Annotated in this window: 2 protein-coding genes; one reads left to right on the forward strand and one right to left on the reverse strand. The window is 56.3% G+C overall.

The window, feature by feature from the left end; genetic code table 11:
• Window positions 1–387 (forward strand): sensor histidine kinase (locus ACZ6ZQ_RS38435; protein WP_469773178.1); only part of this gene is annotated, 387 nt, incomplete at its 5' end.
• A 104-nt stretch (window positions 388–491) separates the two neighbouring features.
• Here ACZ6ZQ_RS38435 and ACZ6ZQ_RS38440 read toward each other — a convergent pair.
• Window positions 492–1799 (reverse strand): IS4 family transposase, encoded by a 1308-nt coding sequence (locus ACZ6ZQ_RS38440; RefSeq protein ID WP_081253266.1) that lies wholly within the window; start codon window positions 1797–1799, stop codon window positions 492–494.
• Window positions 1800–2366: the final 567 nt, after the last annotated feature.

Genomic DNA, 2366 nt, shown 5'->3' on the forward strand with positions numbered 1-2366 from the left:
CAGGTTCGGCTGGAACTGTTCCCCAGTATTGAACCGCTGATGGTGCTTTGTGAAAAAGTGCTGATCGGGCAGGTGATTCTGAACCTGGCATTCAATGCTATTGAAGAGATGAGCGAGCTGCCCGTCGAACGTCGGGTGCTGCGGTTGCATGCCTGCCGTGATGGAAACGTGGCGCGGTTGAGTGTCGAGGATTGTGGACGCGGGATTCAGGCCGTGGCGCGGGAGAAAATCTTTGACGGGTTCTTTTCGTCGAAGGTGGGTGGTAACGGGATTGGGCTGGCGTTGTGCAAGAACATCATTGGTCGGCATCAGGGGGAGATCTGGGCGCAGAACCTGGAGCCGTGTGGGGCGGTGTTTAGTTTTTCGTTGCCTTTGGTGGGTTCTTGAGATGGGGGGGGTATATCCGTTTCTTCGGTAACGGCCACTTATGGTTCCGCTCTTACAGCCATCCCTTTCAAGGTCTGCGTTTAAAAGTCCGTTTAAGGCCATGTTTAAGTACGTTTATCCGACTTGGCCGCCTTAAGCACCCTAGCTGTTGAGACATGCGCCCGTGCTGCCTTACCTTCCAGCCACTCCTTGGGCTTGGCTACTTTGGGGCCACGAGGGCTTTTTGCTACGGACTTAGGTTTGATCATCCTTGCCAGGGCCAGCAATCGCTCTGCCAGCCCTTGCGGAGTCTTTTCAAGAGGGAAATTTTCCGCAGGCAATGCGATCTGCAAGCCTTGATAATCACTGCGAACATGCACCGCCAAATGGAAAATCGAAACCTGCCAACCCTCTGGCTGCGTTTCGCGGTGCGCCTGCTCAACGCTACGCTTGAGAACCGACAAAACGTTGTAAGCCAGGACCGCCGAGGCAAAGCCCAATAGCGCGGCTTTCGGGCTGCCAAGGCCTGTAATTTCACTGTCCAGTACCGACTCAAGGCGCTGAAACATTCCTTCGATACTCCAGCGATGACGGTATAAATCGGCTATCTGCCGGGCACCGATGGTGTCGGGCAAATTGCTCCAGAACCACATCACCAAATCACCTGAGTCATTCGCCGTTTGCAGGCTCAACTCAACACGTCGCCAGCGGCGGCCACCCTTCACTTCGATGATTTGTTCGCGAACGGTTCCGCTATCGACCGTCCCTGAGTCTTGCCACTCACTTTCCTGGACCAGGCGTGGATGCTTGCTGGGTTGGCGAACGATGAACGAAGCCCCCGTGTCCTCGCAGGCTTGCAGGATGGGCAGCGTGCAATAGAGCCGGTCAGCCATCCACAACTGGCCCGCGCATGCGCGGGCCAGCAGCGGTAAAACACTGACTCGCTCACTGGCGTAGGCATCTTCCCACGGCTGAAGATCAACGACTAAATCCAGATCCGGATCGTAGGCAACTACTGAAAATCCTGGGCGCGCTGCGCCGCGCTCATTGCGCAGAGCGCCTAGACGTTTTTCAGTGGCCGGCAAGTGGTTGCCATCCACAATACGCAACTGCCAGCCGGGCAGGATCGATGAATGGCCGAGCGTTTCGACGGTTGGTATCAAACGTTCGGCACTGCCCGAAATGAGGGCGCGAAGCAGCTCGGGTTCGGTTCGCTTGATCTTGTCATAGAGTGCCGAAACACTGACCGAAAGGCCCTCCATCTTGCGCGCCGCCGCGTGCAACGACGGCCTCAAGCCCAATGAAACAAGGGACATCAGCTCAACAACGGTTGAAAACAAAAGCTCACGTGAGTACTGCCGTTGGCGGTGATCATCGAACACCTTGTCAACCCAAGCGGCATCTACTGCCTGCTCTAATATCAACTTGGTCATGACGCTGGCCGGAGCCTGTTTTTCAAACCGTTCTAAAACCTTTTCCCACATAGTTTCGTCGTCCTGACTGGATTGGTTAGGGGATTTTAAACCAAGACCTTGAAAGGGATGGCTCTTACAGCGGCTCACTTTGGAAAAGCCGGAATGCCGGCCCAGCCCAAAGTAAGCAAAGGGCTCTGCCCCGCCTGTCGGCACCTCGCTTAGGCTCGGTGTTCCCTCACTCCGGCATTGCTCCGCGGGCCGCCGCGACGGGCCATCCATGGCCCGGCGCGGCTAAACCGGCGTCCTGCCGGTTTACCCGCTCCGCAATACCTGCGTTCGGCCTCGGGCTTATTGGGGCAGTCAGATCAAAATCAAAAGCAAGAGCACAGCGGCCTACCGGCCGGCTTGAGTGTTAAAAGCAAAGGCAAGATCCAGAGCGAAAGCCAAATCTGAAGCTGATGCAGCTCTGCTTTTCTGTGGGAGCTGGCTTGCCTGCGATGCAGACAACTCGGTTTTTCAGATACACCGAGGTGATGCCATCGCAGGCAAGCCAGCTCCCACATTTGACCGTGCCCGCTTCGTAAT

It is taken from the genome of Streptomyces sp. NPDC053673 (assembly GCF_055585225.1).

Excerpts from the sequence above, each read along its gene's own strand:
- ACZ6ZQ_RS38440 (WP_081253266.1), bottom strand. The coding sequence starts at position 1,799 with ATGACCAAGTTGATATTAGAGCAGGCAGTAGATGCCGCTTGGGTTGAC.